A 13,879-nucleotide genomic window follows, 5' to 3' on the forward strand; every position below is an offset into this window, starting at 1 on the left:
AGACCGGCGTGCGCGTCACGCCGTGCGCGTGCGCAGGCGCCGCAGGATCTCCTCGCGCGCCTCGCGCAGGATCGAATCGCGGTCGAGGCTGGCGACGATGTCGGCGACGACGCGCTTGGGGCCGAGCTCGCCCCACGACTTGCCGGCGACGAGGTACCTCTCCGCGGCGCGGCCGACGAGTTCGGTCGCATACCAGGCGAGCGCGCCCTGCGCGCCCGCGGTGACGACCGTGGAGACGCCGGCGCTGAGGCCCTTCAGGGCCGAGGCAACGAGGTGCACGCCCCAGATCGCGCCCATGAGCGCGGCGAGTTGCGCGGTGATCACCGCGATCAGCGTGCCGGCCTCGGTCTTCGTGAGCGGCAGGCCGTAGACGCGGCCGAGGTGCATGACGAGCGCGGCGTCGAGCGCGCCCGCAGCGAGCAGGTCGGCGACAGGGATCGGGTTCAAGGCGACCGCGAGCGCCTTCGCGACGCAGTACTGGCGGATCACCGTCGCCGCGAGTTCGCGCCGTGCCTCGGCGATGCGCGCGCCGACCTGGTCGGCGACGCGGCCGGCGAACAGGCTCGCGTTGAGCGCGGCGAGCGTGCGTCCTTCGCGTTCGAGCACGGCGAGCAGGCGCGTGCGCAGCGCGGCGAGATCGGGTGGCTGCTCGACGAGTTCGGCCTGCTCGCTGCCGTCGGCGGCGACGCGCACGCGCTTCTGCGCGGCCGGTTGCGCCGCGATCGCGACGACGTCGTCGGTGCGCACGAGCCCGGCCGCGCGTTCGCGCAGGCGTTCGAGCAGGCGTTCGCGTTCGTCTTCGCCGTAGCGGTCGGCCTTGTTGAGCGCGAGCAGCAGCGGCCGTTCGGTGCGCGCGAGCGTCGCCAGCGCGTCGCGTTCGCGCTGCGTCATGTCGCCGTCGACGACGAACACGACGAGGTCGCTGACGCCGGCGACGTCGTAGGCGAGGCGTTCGCGCGCCTCGCCGTCGAGTTCGTCGATGCCCGGCGTGTCGATGAGGTGCACGCCGCCGCCGGCGACTTCCTGCCAGCGCCGCTGGCCCGCCTCGCGCGTCGTGCCGTGCAGCACGCCGACCGTGAACGCATCCTCGCCGAGCAGCGCGTTGGCGAGGGCGGACTTGCCGACGCTGACGCGGCCGAACACGGCGATGTGCAGCTCGCCGCGTTCGAGCTTGCCGAGCATCGATTCGAGACGCGCGAAGTCCGCGGCGAGCCCGCTGCGTACCGCCGTGGGAATCTGCGGATCGTCGAGCAGCGCGCGCAGGCTCTGCGCCGCCTGGTCACTGTGCGCGCCGCCGTCGTCCGTGCGCGCGGGTTCGCGCGCGAAGCGCGATCGCAGGCGCTGCCAGATCGACGTGGGTTTCATGGACGGATTATTTGGGGCAAAAGCAGTTTCACGAAGGACACGAAAAAGAGCGCACGAAGGACACGAGAAAAGCACTTGTTACAAAGCAATACCACCGCGCGCGCTCATCGAGGGGATCGCGCACGACCGTCGCGCTGATCGGACCCGCGGCCGCCTCTTCAATTCTTGGTTCGATCTTCGCTCTACTTCGTGTCCTTCGTGTCCTTCGTGTTTCAATCTTTTGCCTGTCGTGCCTTCACTTCGCCGTCAGCACGAGGTGGCCGTGCACGGACACGTCGGCGCCGACGTCGGTCCAGTCGCTGCCTGCGCCGAGGCCGAAGTCGGCGCGCTTGAGCACGCTGTCGACGTCGAGCGTGGCGGCGTTGCCGTTCTCGGTGAACACGACCTTGAGCGTGACGGGTTTCGTCTGGTCGCGGATCGTCAGCTTGCCCTGCGCGGTGACGCTGCCGTCGGCAGCCTTGGCGAACGAGTCGGTGACGAAGTGCGCCTTCGGGAACTTCGACACGGCGAAGAAGTCACTGCCCTTGAGCGAGTCGTCACGCTCGGCGCTGCCGGTGTCGGCGCTCGCGAGGTCGACCGTGACGTCGAACTTGGCCTTGGAAGGATCGGCCGCGTCGTAGGCGATCGTCGCCTCGAACGTCTTGAACGCGCCGTTGAACGCTTCCTTCTGGTAGCTGCCCTTGAAGCCGAGCGTGCTCTTCGAGGCGTCGACGTTCCAGTCGCGCGCGAACGCGGCGACCGGCAGCAGCAGGAGGGCGAGGGGCAGGGTGCGCAGCATGGGGTTCTCCAGCAGTGGACGGGTCAAGTGGCGTCGCCGGCGCGCCGTCGCGGCAGCATACGACGCAGCACCTCGTCGCGATGGACGAAATGATGAACGAGCGCGGCGGCCGCGTGCCCGGCGGCGACGAAAACGAGCGTCCAGAACAGCCACTCGTGCGCTTCCTTGGCGATGTCCTTGAGGTCCGGCGCGGCGCCGCCGGTCAGGCTCGGCATCGGCACGACGCCCCACCAGACCAGCGGGCGCAGCGCGGTCGCCGAATCGAACAGCCAGCCCGACAGCGGCACCGCGAACAGCAGGACGTAGAGCAGCGCGTGGCCGACGCGTGCGCCGGTCACCTGCCAGCGCGGCATCGACGCGGGTTCTTCCGGGCGTCGATCGAACAGGCGCCAGCCGAGGCGCAGCAGCGCGAGCAGCAGGATCGTCAGGCCGAGCGATTTGTGAAACGTGAAGTACGTGATCACGCTCGGCTTCTTCGGCAACTCGACCATGACGAGGCCGAGCGTGCCCTGCACGAGCAGCAGCGCCACGATCGCCCAATGGAAGGTCTTGGCGAGGGTGCCCCAGTGCATCGCGTTGCTCTTCAACGGCATCGTCATTCGTCCTTCTTCGATCGGGCGGCGTCGCCGTCGCGCAGGCCTTCGACCTCGATGCGCAGTTCGATGTCGGCACCGATCACGTCCTTGTAGCGCGTGATGCCGAAGTCGAAGCGCGGCAAGCGCGCGGTCGCCGAGAAACCCGCCTTTTGCTTGAGCGCGTACGGATCGTTGCCGACGCGGTTGAGGGTGAAGGCGAGGTCGAGCGCGCGCGTCTCGCCGCGGAAGGTGAGGTCGCCGTGGATGACGCCGTGGGTGGCGTCCTTCCGTTCGACGCTGCGGCTGGCGTAGCGCGCGGTGGGCCAGCGCGCGACGTCGAGCAACTGGCCGGAGGTCGCGGTGTCGTTCCATTTCGCGTCGCCGAGGTCGAGCGAGGCGAGGTCGACGACGACGTCGACGCGCGCGCTGCTCCAGTCCTTCGGATCGAACTGGAACCAGCCTTCCTTGACGCGCAGGCGACCTTGGGGGCGCGAGAAGCGCTGGTGATCGGCGGCGAACCAGACCTGCGTGTGGACGAGGTCGAAGCGATAGGTGTCCGGCGCGGCCCTCGCCGGCGTCGCCGCGGCGAGCGCGACGGCCGCGCAAGCAGCGACGGGACGCAGCGGGCGGTACCTGGACGACGGTTTGGACATGCGGGCAGCTTGGCAAAAACGCCTTGCGCCCGCCACCCTCGCGCGGTGAACGCTGCGTTGCCGGAACGCGGCCTTCGCGATGTCGGCGCGGCGGAAGCCGCGATGCTCCCACCGCTCGGTTGCACAGGCCGGGCGCGGGCTTGGGAGGCCGGTGGCCGCCGCTCGGTCGGCCATGTCCGGCGGATCGCCGGCGAGTAGCGGTCCCGCTGTGCGCGTCCGGCCTGCCGGTGGAGGAGCCTGCCCCCGGTGGGTGCCCCCTGTCCAGGAACCGCCGGACGCCGCGGTCGCGCACAGGGTGCGCTCCTACGGGCGCGTCGAAGCGGTGCAGTCGGGGTGTTCAGCCGTCGGACTTCGACTCGCGTGCGGCATCGAGCGCGAGTCGCGCGACGCGTTCGAGCCGCTCGCGCGCGGGTTCGGCGAGCAGCGCGCGCACGCGTGTTTCGACGTCGGCGACGTCGAGCGACGCACGGTCGGCGAGCGTGTCGGCGATCGCATGGCCGAGGCTGTCGAACACGAGGCCGTAGGCGATCGCGTGCAGCACGCCGCCGCCGAGCGTGCCGAGGCCGGGGAAGGCCTTCATCGCGTTGCCGGCGATCGCGAGCACGAGCGCAGTGGTATTGCGCACGGTGAGGCCGACCCGCGCGAGCAGCGCCTCGACGTCGAGTTCGCGCACGGCGACGCCGTGGATGCGCGCGAGCTCGCGCACTAGCGCGGTGCCGAGCGCGCCCTGGATCAGCAGGTCGCTGCCCGGCGCGACCGCGGCGAGTGCACCGACGACCGCGCGGCGCGTGTACTTGGTGACCGCGAGTTCCGCCTCGCGGCGCGCGGTCGCGCGCGCGAGTTCGTCGCCGCGCCGGCCGACTTCGGCGAGCACGGCCGCCTCGCGCGCGGGTTCGAGCGCGTCGGTGCCGCGGGCGGCGAGCGCGCCGAGTGCGTCGAGCAGCGGCGCGAGTTCGGCCGCGCGGTCGCGCTCGACCTTCTCGCGGCGGCCGTCGGCGAGCGTGCGCTCGTAACGTTCGCTGCCGCCCGCGCTGATCGCGACGATCGCGCGCGCCTGCGCGAGGTAGCGCTGGCGCAAGCGATCGAGCAGCGCGCCGCGTTGCGCGTCGTCGTAGAGATCGGCCTTGTTCAGCGCGAGCAGCAGCGGCTTGCCGAAACCGGCGAGCCAGCGCAGTTCGGCGTCCTGCGCACGCGTGAGGTCGGACGCGGCGAGGTAGACCACCGCGTGCGCACGCAGCGCTTCGTCGCGCGCGAGCTGCTCGTGCACGACACCGTCGACTTCGCCCGTGCCCGGCACGTCGGCGAGGATCAGCTCGCGGCCGTCGGAGAGGCGGCCGCGATGGTGGCCGACCTGGCGCGTGGTGCCGCCGCGCACGTCGATCTCCGGCGCGGCCTCCGGTGCGAGCGCGCGGATCAGGCTCGATTTGCCGGTCGAGATTTCGCCGAACAGCGCGACGTACAGCTCGCCGCTCGCGCGGCGCCGGTCGAGCTCGGCGAGTTCGGCCTCGAGCGCGGCGGTTTCGACCGCACGCTGGCGCAGGTGGTCGATGCGCGTGTCGACGTCGGCGCGCGACACCGGCGGTGCGACGGGCGCGGCGGCCGGATGGCGCGCCGGCCGCGCGAGCCGCCACAGCAGCCAGCCGAGGCCGCCGGCGAACGCCGCCGTCGCGACGAGCAGCGGGACGCGCAGCCACAGCGGCAATTCGACCAGTCGCTGGTAGAACTCGAGCAAGCCGTTGAGCGTCATGACGACGAGGCCGAGCAGCAATGCCGCGCCGATCGCGAGGGCGGCGAACAGCACGAATCTCAGGGGCAGGCGAGGGCGCGGCATCGGCGCATCCTACCCGCGGGTCCTGCGCGCAGCCATCGTGCGCGCGAAGCGGGCGCGTTCGGCGAAGCGCGAAAAACGCGCGTCCACTTTGGGATTTGGCCGCCGCGCATGGCAGTATCGGCGAGGGAGGGTCCATGCGCCGTTCGTTTCGCCGGTTGACCGCATTGTTGCTCGGGTTCGCGTGGCTGGTCGCCGCCGCGCGCGCGGCGCCGCCGCCGGCGCCGCCGCAGTTCGTGTCGCTCGGCGTCGCCGACGGCGTGCCGTCCAGTCTCGTCTACAAGATCGTGCAGGACCACGAGGGCTTCCTCTGGATCGGCACGCAGGACGGCCTCGCGCGCTACGACGGCGTCGGCTTCCGCGTCTACCGCCACGATCCGGGCGATCCCGCGTCGCTCGCGTCGAACGACGTGTCGACCCTGCTGGTCGACCGCGACGGCCGCATCTGGTGCGGCGGCGAGGCGTCCGGCCTGAACCGGCTCGAGCCCGACGGCCGCACGTTCACGCACTGGATCCACCGGCCGAACGACCTGTCCACGCTCGGCAGCAATGACCTGTTCTCGATCGAACAGGACGCGACCGGCGCGATCTGGGTCGGTACCTACCTCGGCGGCCTCAACCGCCTCGAGCCCGACGGCACGTTCACCCACGTCGACCACGATACGGAAGACGCGGCGAGCCTGCGCTCGAGCAACGTCTACGCGCTGCTCGGCGACACGCGCGGACGCTTGTGGATCGGCACCGACGAGGGGCTCGACGTGCGCGACGCGCAAGGCCGCCTCGTCCATGTCGAGCTGCCGCCGATGGCCGGCCGGCCGGGGCCGCCGATCATCATGAGTTTCCTGCCCGAGGCGGACGGCAGCATGCTCGTCGGCACGCGCAAGGGCCTGTTCCGCGTCGACGGCGACCTGCGCTATCGCGAGGAAGTCGCGCCCTCGACGCCGGCGCTGATGGTCTCGGCGCTCGCGCGCGACGCCGATGGCGCGCTTTGGCTCGGCCAGCTCACCGGGCTCGCGCGCCTCGACGCGCGCGGACTCACGCGCTACAGCACGGAAGAAGCAGCACCCGGCGCCTATCCGGGCACGCGCACGATGGACATCTTCCGCGACCGTGAAGGCGGCCTCTGGTTCGCGGTGCACGATGGCGGCATCGCACGGCTGCCACCGCACTGGAGCAACTTCGCCTCGTTCCGCCACGCGCCGGGCGACGCCAGCACGCTCACGCGCGCGCGCGTGAAGGCGATCGCGCTCGACGGCGCGCGTGCCGCCTGGGTCGCGAGCGGCAGCGACGGCATCGACCGCGTCGATCGCGCCAGCGGCGTGCTCGAGCGCTGGGGCAGCCGCCTGCACCTGCCGAACAAGCGCATCGAGGCATTGCTCGCCGACGACCGCCACCTGTGGATCGGCCAGCGCACCGAGTTGCGCCGCTACGCGCTCGACACGCTCGCAGTGAACGAATTCCCGGTCGACGTCGCGCGAGCCGACGCGTTGCCGCAAGGTACGGTCGACCATCTCGCGCGCAGCGTCGACGGCAGCGTATGGGTGGGCGTGCTCGGCGGCGGCGTCGCGCGCATCGCAGGCGAACCGCCGCGCGTCGTGCGTCGCTACACGCTGGCGACGCACGACCTCGGCGACGCCGACATCACCGCGCTCGTGCTCGATCCGCACGGCAATCCCTGGGTCGCCACCGCGAGCGGCGTCGAGCGACACGTGCCCGAGCGCGATGTGTTCGAATCCGTCGCGGGCGGACCGAAGGAGCGCATCCACGCGCTCGCGTTCGCGCCGGACGGCACGCTGTGGCTGCATCGCCTCGGCATGCTCGAGAGCTACGTCGTCGATGGCGGCACGATGCTCGTGCGGCAGCGTTTCGACGCCGCCAAGGGGTGGCCGACCCTGCAGGCGCATGCGCTCGCGGTGGCGGCGGACGGCACGGTGTGGGTGACCTCGCCGCGCGGCCTCTGGCGCGTCGATCCGCTCGGCAAGACGGTGCGCCGCTTCGACGCGCGCGACGGCCTGCCGAGCCAGGAGTTCATCGCCGGCGCGCTGGCCAAGGCCACCGACGGCACGCTGTTCGGCGGCACGCTCGGCGGGCTCGTCGCGTTCGATCCGTCGACGCTGCGCTTCGACGCGCCGCCGCCGCACCTGCTCGTCACGGCGCTCGACGTGCAGCGCGACGGTGCGACCGTGGCGCTGGACCCGGCGCAGCCGATCGAGCTGCAGCGCGGCGACGTCGACCTGCACGTGGTCGCGCGCGCGCTCAGCTATGCGAACTCGTCGGCGAACCGCTACCGCTTCCAGCTCGCCGGATTCGACCAGGACTGGATCGACACCGATCGCGGCGAACGCATCTGGTCGCAGCTGCCCGCGGGCGAATACCTGCTGCGCGTGGGCGCGACCAGCGCGGCGGGCGCGAGCACGGAACTCGCGCCGCCGCTCACCGTGCGCGTCGCGCGCGCGCCGTGGGCGACGCCGGCGGCGTACTTCGTCTACCTGCTCGTCGCGCTGGCCGCCGCGCTGCTCGCGCTGCGCGCCTATCGCCAGCGCGTGCGACGCCGGCATGCGCTCGCGCTCGGCGAGGAACGTCGCCGCGCGGCCGAGCAGGTCGCGGAGGCGAAGTCGACCTTCCTCGCGACGATGGGCCACGAGATCCGCACGCCGATGACCGGCGTGCTCGGCATGAGCGAGCTGCTGCTCGGCACGCAACTCGACGGGCGCCAGCGCGGCTACGCGCAGGCGATCCACCAGTCGGGGCAGATGCTGTTGCGCCTCGTCAACGACAGCCTCGACATCGCGCGCATCGACGCCGGCAAGTTCGTGCTCGAGGACCAGCCGTTCGATCCGGTCGCGCTCGGCCGCGAGGTGGTCGAACTCGAGCAGCCGGTCGCGCAGGGCAAGCGCATCGCGCTCAGCCTGCGCGTCGCCGAAGCCGTGCCGGAGAAGGTCTGGGGCGACGCCTTGCGCATCCGCCAGATCCTCCTCAACCTGCTCAGCAACGCGCTCAAGTTCACCGAGCAGGGGCGGGTCGAACTCGCGCTCATGCGCTATGGCGACCGCCTGCGCTTCCGCGTGTCCGACACCGGCCCGGGCATGGCGCAGGAGCTGCAGGCGCGCCTGTTCAACCGCTTCGAACAGGCCGCCGGGGTCACGCGACGGCACGGCGGCAGCGGCCTCGGCCTCGCGATCTGCCGCGAGTTGACCGTGCTCATGGGCGGCACGATCTCGGTCGCGAGCCGCCTCGGTGAAGGCACGACGTTCGATGTCGACCTGCCGATCTACGAGGTACCGCCCGAACCGGCGGGCACCATCGCGCCGGCCGCGGCCGCGGCCGCGCCGACGCCGGTCGCGCTCGACGTGCTGCTGGTGGAGGACGACGAGACCGTGGCCGAGGTCGTCACCGGCCTGCTCGCCCGCCTCGGCCATCGCGCCGTGCACGTCGTCAACGGGCTCGCCGCGCTGGCCGCGCTCGAGACGCAGCGCTACGACCTCGCCCTCGTCGATCTCGACCTGCCCGGCATCGACGGCCTGCAGCTCGCCCGCCTGTTGCGCTCGCGCGGTCAGGCGGCGTTGCCGCTCGTCGCGGTGACTGCGCGCTCGGTCGGTGACGAGGAAGCGAAGGTGCGCGCCGCGGGCATGGACGCGCTGCTGCGCAAGCCGCTGACCAGCGCGATGCTCGCCGATGCGATCGCGGTGGCCGGGGCCGCCCGTCGCTGACCGTCCGTTCGCCGGCGTATCGATGCGCTGTCGCGGGCTCGTCCGCGCGCTCCCTCTTGCCCGGCTCAGCGGACCAGAATAGAGTCATTCTCTGGACGGATGTGAAGTTGAATCTCTGGGACCAGTTTCGCCGGGTTCGGACGACCGGCTGCTGCCGCTACTGGGGGAACAAACTCACCGGTTCAACGCGCGGCGCGCGATATCGCCGCGCATGCCTGCGCGTTGCAGGTACGAGGGTGCCGGGCTTCGGCCCGGCCGGGCGACGACGATCCGCATCGGCTGCTGCCGGTGTCATTCGGGGAGAGATCCATGACGTTGTTGAAGCGCTGTCGTTTGGCGAGTACGACACTGGTCGTGCTCGGGCTGGCGTGGTCGGCCAGCGTGTTGGCCGCGGGGCCGCGGACGAAGGAAGAACAGGCCGCGGGCCAGATGCAGGTCGGAGTGTCGTACCACAGCGACGTCTCGCTGCCGCTCTACATCATGACCACGACCTGGCAGGAGCACAACATGGAGGAGGCCGCGAACGAAGCGGCCGAGAATCCTTCGTGGGGCTTCCCGGTGCACCATGTCGACAGCGTCGACCCGGTCGTGCAGAACCTGACGTCGCCGGTATCGATGATGCCGTTGCCGATCCTCAACTTCGACGGTCAGCCGAACGGCTGCGGTTGCGCGCCGCCGGACACCGACGGTGAAGTCGGCGCGACGCAGTACGTGCAGATGACGAACGGCGGCGTGCAGATCTTCAACAAGACCACCGGCGCTTCGGTGCTCGGACCGGTCAGCACCGCGTCGTTCTGGACCGGCTTCGGCGGCGTCTGCGAGAACAACGGCCACGGCGACCCGGTCGTGCTGTACGACCAGATCGCGCAGCGCTGGGTGATCAGCCAGTTCGCAGCCGCGACCTCGAACATCACCGACGAGTGCATCGCGGTGTCGACCACGCCGGACGCGACCGGCACGTACAACCGCTACGGTTTCCACCTCGGCTCGAACTTCTACGACTATCCGCATCTGGGCGTGTGGCCTGACGGCTACTACATGAGCATGAACGTGTTCAACGCGGCGGGCACGGCCTACCTCGGCCCGCAGCCGTTCGCGTTCGACCGCACGAAGATGCTCGCCGGCACGCCGGTGACGACGTTCATCTCGACGGCCGCACCGCTCGGCGCCACGTTCGCGCCGTTCCTGCCGGCTGACCTCGACGGCTCCGCGCTGCCGCCCGCCGGCGCGCCGAATCCGTTCGTGCTGTTCCCGGATACCGGCAACTACGACATGTATCGCTTCCACGTCGACTTCACGACGCCGGCGAACTCCACCTTCACGGCGGTCGCGGGCAGCCCGGCAGCCGCCGGCTTCACCGCAGCGTGCACCGCGGGTCGCGCCTGCGTGCCGCAGATCGGCAACGTCGCCGCCGACCGTCTCGACGGCATCGCCGACCGCCTGATGTTCCGCCTGGCCTACCGCAACATCAACGGCCACGAATCGCTGCTCGGCAACTACACCGTGCAGTCGAACAGCGTGACGGGCGTGCGCTGGTTCGAACTGCGCAGCGTCACGAGCGGCACGCCGACCGTGTTCCAGGAAGGCACCTACCAGCCCGATACCGACTGGCGCTGGATGGGCAGCATCGCGATGGACACGAACGGCAACATCGCGCTCGGCTACAGCGCGTCGAGCCCGACGATCAACCCGCAGCTGCGTTACGCGGGTCGCCTCTCCGGTGATCCGATCGGCACGCTGCCGCAGGCCGAAGCGCACCTGTTCGACGGCGCGGGCCACCAGACCGGCACCGGCAACCGCTGGGGCGACTACAGCGACCTCACGGTCGACCCGGTCGACGACTGCACGTTCTGGTTCACCAGCGAGTACTACGCCACGACCGGCACGTTCGGCTGGAAGACGCGCATCGGCAGCTTCAAGTTCCCGAGCTGCAGCCAGGCGCCCGGCTTCAGCCTGAGCCCGACGCCGGCGAGCGTGTCCGTCTGCGCGGGCACGCCGGCCAACTACAGCGTCGGCGTCGGTTCCGTGTCCGGCTTCAGCGGCTCGGTCACGCTCGCTCTCGCGGGCAACCCGGCGCCGAGCAGCGGCACGTTCACGCCGAATCCGGTCACTGCGGGCGGTTCCAGCGCGCTCGCGATCAATACCACCGGTGTCGCATCGGGCACGTACCCGATGACGATCAACGGCACGGCCGCCGGCGCGTCGAACCAGTCGGCGAGCATCAACATGACGGTGTTCGCGGCGGTGCCGGGTGCACCGACGCTGACCGCGCCGGCGAACGGCGTGAACGGCGTGGCGCTGCGCCCGACCTTCACCTGGACCGGCAGCAACACCGAGTCGTACAAGATCGACGTCGCCACCGACGCCGGCTTCGGTTCGATCGTGCTGACCCAGACGGTCACCGGCACGACGTTCACGCCGACGGTGGACCTGACCGGCAACACGACGTACTTCTGGCGCGTGACCCCGACCAATGCCTGCGGTGCGGGCGCGGTGTCGTCGACCTTCAGCTTCACGACGGCGAACCTGATCTGCCGCAGCCCGGCGCTCGCGATCCCGGACAACAACCCCACGGGCGTCAACGACAATCTGGTCGTGACCGATCCGTCCGGTGCGACGCTGACCGACCTCAAGCTCGTCATCAAGGCGACGCACACGTGGGTCGGTGACCTCAAGTTCACCTTGAGCAAGGCGCCGGGCAGCTCGATCGTCATCGATCGCCCGGGCTACACCGGCAGCGGCTTCGGCTGCGGCAGCGACAACATCGACGTCATCATCGACGACACCTCGGCCACGCTCGTCGAGAACCAGTGCAACACGACGCCGCCGGCGCTGTCGGGCAACGTCAAGCCGAACAACCCGCTCGCGACGCCGTTCATCGGCCAGACCCTGGCCGGCACGTGGACGCTCAACGTGTCCGACAACGCGAGTGGCGATACCGGCACGGTCGACCAGTGGTGCCTCGTGCCCGCGACCAGCGGCGGCCCGACCACGTACACCGTCGGCGGCACCGTCGGCGGCCTGACCGGCAGCGGCCTCGTGCTCTCGCTCAACGCGGGCGCGCAGACGCTGCCCGTCGCGGCGAACGGTGCGTTCACGTTCCCGACCGGCCTCGCCAACGGCGCGGCGTACGCGGTCACGGTCGGCACGCAGCCGAGCGGCCAGACCTGCTCGGTCGCCAACGGCAGCGGCACGATCAGCGGCGCGAACGTCACCAACGTCGCGGTGACCTGCGCGGCCAACCCGACCTACACGATCGGCGGCACGGTCAGCGGCCTGTCCGGCTCGGGCCTCGTGCTCTCGCTCAACGCAGGCGCGCAGACGCTGCCGGTGTCGACCAACGGTACGTTCACGTTCCCGACCGCGGTCGCCGACGGCACGGCGTACGCGGTCACCATCGGCACGCAGCCGGCCGGCCAGGCCTGTTCGGTCACGAACGGCAGCGGCACGGTATCGGGTGCGAACGTGACGAACGTGGCGGTGACGTGCGCGAACAACACGTACTCGGTCGGCGGCACGGTGAGCGGCCTGGTCGGCAACAGCGTCACGCTGTCGTTGAACGGCACCGAGAGCCTGCCGGTCGCGAGCAACGGTTCGTTCACCTTCTCGACGATGCTCGCCGGCGGAGCCGCCTATGCGGTCACCGTGCAGACGCAGCCGACCTCGCCGCCGGAAGTGTGCACGGTCACCAATGGCAGCGGCACGATCGCCGGTGCGAACGTCACGTCGGTGCAGGTGACCTGCCTCGACCAGATCTTCGCGGACGGCTTCGAGCTTCCCTGATAGCACTATGAGGTCGCTCCCCGCTTCGGCGGAGGAGCGACCCGTCTCCGGATCTGCGGCCCCGTGTCCCGGGGCCGTTTTTTTTTTGCGTGTGAACACTCGCGTGTTCGCGCGTATCACCCTGCATCCGGCGCCCGGTCATCGTGCGTGCGCCGCTCTTCGACCGATGCGGGGGTGACATGAAGAAGTGGCTGAAACGGGCGGCGTTCGCCGTGGCGGGCGCGTTCGCGACCTGGGTGCTCGTCGCACTCGTCCTCGTCGCGACGCCGGCGCCAGCATTCCGCTCGAAACCGTTCGCGATCGGCGCGCGCGCGAACGTGGCCTGCATGGCGTCGCCGGACACGGCCTGCTACACGGCTCGCGACGGCACCGTGCTGCACGCGCTGCGCGATGGTGCGCCGGGCGACACGATCGTGCTGCTGCTGCACGGCGTGATGAGCGATGCGGACGAGATGCGGCCCGCGGCGCATGCGCTGCAGGCGAAGGCCGGCGCGACCGTCATCAGCCTCGACCTGCGCGGACACGGCGCCTCGGGCGGGACGTTCGGTGACATCGCCTATGCCGGCCAGTACGAAGACGACGTTGGCGACGTCGTCGCCGCCCTGCGGCGGCAGGCCCCGCGCGCTCGCGTGCTGCTCGCGGGACACTCGATGGGTGGCGGTATCGCGGTGCGCTACGCGGCGCGCGCGGGCGTGCCCGCGGTCGACGGCTACCTGCTCTACGCGCCGCACCTCGGCGAGAGCGCGCCGAGCACCAAGCACGACGAAGGCGCCGCTGCCGGGACGGAAGCGCCGATCAAGCTGCATTTGCGCCGCACGATCGGCTTGCTCATGCTCGGCGCCGTCGGCGTGCACGCGTTCGACGGGCTCGGCACCTTGTACTTCAACGCCACGCGTGGCGACGATCGGGCGCGCTACAGCTTCCGCGCGATGACCGCCTGCGCGCCGGACGACTACGCCGCGGCACTGCGCGCCGACGACAAGCCGCTGCTGATCGTCGCGGGCAGTGCGGACGAAGCATTCGACGCCTCGGCCTATCCGGCCGCGGCACGCCTGCACGTGCACGGCGATGCGCTCGTCGTGCCCGGCGTCGGCCATGACGGCATCCTCACCGACGCCGCCGCGCTTGCCGCAATCGATGACTGGCTGCACGCGCCGGCCGGCCACGCCGGTGCAGGAAGCTGACCA

The 13,879-nt window shown here is 70.9% G+C and carries 8 protein-coding genes; 3 read left to right on the top strand and 5 right to left on the bottom strand.

Annotated features, from left to right (window positions below; all coding sequences use genetic code 11):
* Positions 1–15 precede the first annotated feature (15 nt).
* The 5 genes from FHW12_RS20530 to FHW12_RS20550 all read right to left on the bottom strand — a co-directional run bounded on the left by FHW12_RS20530 (position 16) and on the right by FHW12_RS20550 (position 5,202).
* Positions 16–1,365 carry a GTP-binding protein gene (locus FHW12_RS20530; protein WP_182532932.1) on the bottom strand — a complete coding sequence of 450 codons (1,350 nt, stop codon included), beginning with the start codon at positions 1,363–1,365 and terminating at the stop codon, positions 16–18.
* Between the two features lie 235 nt (positions 1,366–1,600).
* Entirely contained in the window at positions 1,601–2,143 is a 543-nt protein-coding gene (locus FHW12_RS20535) for a YceI family protein (RefSeq protein WP_182532933.1), read from the bottom strand.
* Between the two features lie 23 nt (positions 2,144–2,166).
* Complete coding sequence (locus FHW12_RS20540) at positions 2,167–2,742, bottom strand: cytochrome b (protein ID WP_428993636.1); 576 nt, start codon at positions 2,740–2,742, stop codon at positions 2,167–2,169.
* Positions 2,739–3,371 carry a YceI family protein gene (locus FHW12_RS20545; RefSeq protein ID WP_182532934.1) on the bottom strand — a complete coding sequence of 211 codons (633 nt, stop codon included), beginning with the start codon at positions 3,369–3,371 and terminating at the stop codon, positions 2,739–2,741. Before FHW12_RS20545 ends, FHW12_RS20540 begins: the two co-directional genes overlap by 4 nt.
* A gap of 337 nt (positions 3,372–3,708) precedes the next feature.
* Complete coding sequence (locus tag FHW12_RS20550; protein ID WP_182532935.1) at positions 3,709–5,202, bottom strand: GTPase; 1,494 nt, start codon at positions 5,200–5,202, stop codon at positions 3,709–3,711.
* A gap of 134 nt (positions 5,203–5,336) precedes the next feature.
* Here FHW12_RS20550 and FHW12_RS20555 point away from each other — a divergent pair, with 134 nt between their 5' ends.
* The 3 genes from FHW12_RS20555 (at position 5,337) to FHW12_RS20565 (ending at position 13,876) form a co-directional block, all read left to right on the top strand.
* Complete coding sequence (locus FHW12_RS20555; RefSeq protein ID WP_182532936.1) at positions 5,337–8,909, top strand: hybrid sensor histidine kinase/response regulator; 3,573 nt, start codon at positions 5,337–5,339, stop codon at positions 8,907–8,909.
* Positions 8,910–9,218: 309 nt separating this feature from the next.
* A complete protein-coding gene (locus tag FHW12_RS20560; RefSeq protein WP_182532937.1) occupies positions 9,219–12,692 on the top strand; it encodes a proprotein convertase P-domain-containing protein in 3,474 nt (1,157 codons plus the stop codon).
* Positions 12,693–12,871: 179 nt separating this feature from the next.
* Positions 12,872–13,876, top strand: a complete 1,005-nt coding sequence (locus tag FHW12_RS20565) for an alpha/beta hydrolase (RefSeq protein ID WP_182532938.1) — start codon at positions 12,872–12,874, stop codon at positions 13,874–13,876.
* Positions 13,877–13,879 lie beyond the last annotated feature (3 nt).

This window comes from Dokdonella fugitiva, from assembly GCF_014138265.1.
GTDB classification, from domain to species: domain Bacteria; phylum Pseudomonadota; class Gammaproteobacteria; order Xanthomonadales; family Rhodanobacteraceae; genus Dokdonella_A; species Dokdonella_A fugitiva_A.

What these genes read in the sequence shown, in the direction of transcription:
- FHW12_RS20550 (WP_182532935.1), bottom strand. Translation starts at nt 5,202, where the DNA reads ATGCCGCGCCCTCGCCTGCCCCTGAGATTCGTGCTGTTCGCCGCCCTC.
- FHW12_RS20530 (WP_182532932.1), bottom strand. Translation starts at nt 1,365, where the DNA reads ATGAAACCCACGTCGATCTGGCAGCGCCTGCGATCGCGCTTCGCGCGC.
- FHW12_RS20560 (WP_182532937.1), top strand. Translation starts at nt 9,219, where the DNA reads ATGACGTTGTTGAAGCGCTGTCGTTTGGCGAGTACGACACTGGTCGTG.
- FHW12_RS20535 (WP_182532933.1), bottom strand. Translation starts at nt 2,143, where the DNA reads ATGCTGCGCACCCTGCCCCTCGCCCTCCTGCTGCTGCCGGTCGCCGCG.
- FHW12_RS20555 (WP_182532936.1), top strand. Translation starts at nt 5,337, where the DNA reads ATGCGCCGTTCGTTTCGCCGGTTGACCGCATTGTTGCTCGGGTTCGCG.
- FHW12_RS20565 (WP_182532938.1), top strand. Translation starts at nt 12,872, where the DNA reads ATGAAGAAGTGGCTGAAACGGGCGGCGTTCGCCGTGGCGGGCGCGTTC.
- FHW12_RS20540 (WP_428993636.1), bottom strand. Translation starts at nt 2,742, where the DNA reads ATGACGATGCCGTTGAAGAGCAACGCGATGCACTGGGGCACCCTCGCC.
- FHW12_RS20545 (WP_182532934.1), bottom strand. Translation starts at nt 3,371, where the DNA reads ATGTCCAAACCGTCGTCCAGGTACCGCCCGCTGCGTCCCGTCGCTGCT.